1 protein-coding gene is annotated in these 379 nt (G+C 51.2%); it reads right to left on the reverse strand.

Annotated features, from left to right (window positions below; translation table 11 throughout):
- Nucleotides 1-35 precede the first annotated feature (35 nt).
- Nucleotides 36-233 carry a type II toxin-antitoxin system RelB family antitoxin gene (gene relB, locus ACI43T_RS12000; RefSeq protein ID WP_118819788.1) on the reverse strand — a complete coding sequence of 66 codons (198 nt, stop codon included), beginning with the start codon at nt 231-233 and terminating at the stop codon, nt 36-38.
- Nucleotides 234-379: the final 146 nt, after the last annotated feature.

Below are 379 nucleotides of genomic sequence, written 5' to 3' on the forward strand. Positions count from 1 at the left end.
TTTCGTCTGTATCGGCAATCGCGGGCTTTGTCCATTCAAGCAATAAGGGCATTTTTCAATCCTTTCAGCCTTTCGCTCCTCTTGGCGGCAAAATGCGCCATTGCGCTTTCATGGCTGACAATTTCGGCATTTCTTGCTTCTTCGACTTTACGCGTCAGCCAAGTGTCGTAATCTTCCGCTTCCTGCACGGTGTCAAATTCCGACAGGCGATAATCTAAAACGGCTGTAGTCATCTTACTTTCTTCCTTTTCGTTTGCGGCGCAACGCAGACGTGCGCGCAAGCAAATGCTTATGCGCCGCGCGTTTCGCGTTGCGCCGCCTTCTCAAATTTGAACAGCAGGGAAGCTACGCGCCGCCCTTCTTTCTGTGCTTCCCATTC

It is taken from the genome of Neisseria oralis (assembly GCF_045062685.1).
GTDB lineage: Bacteria > Pseudomonadota > Gammaproteobacteria > Burkholderiales > Neisseriaceae > Neisseria > Neisseria oralis.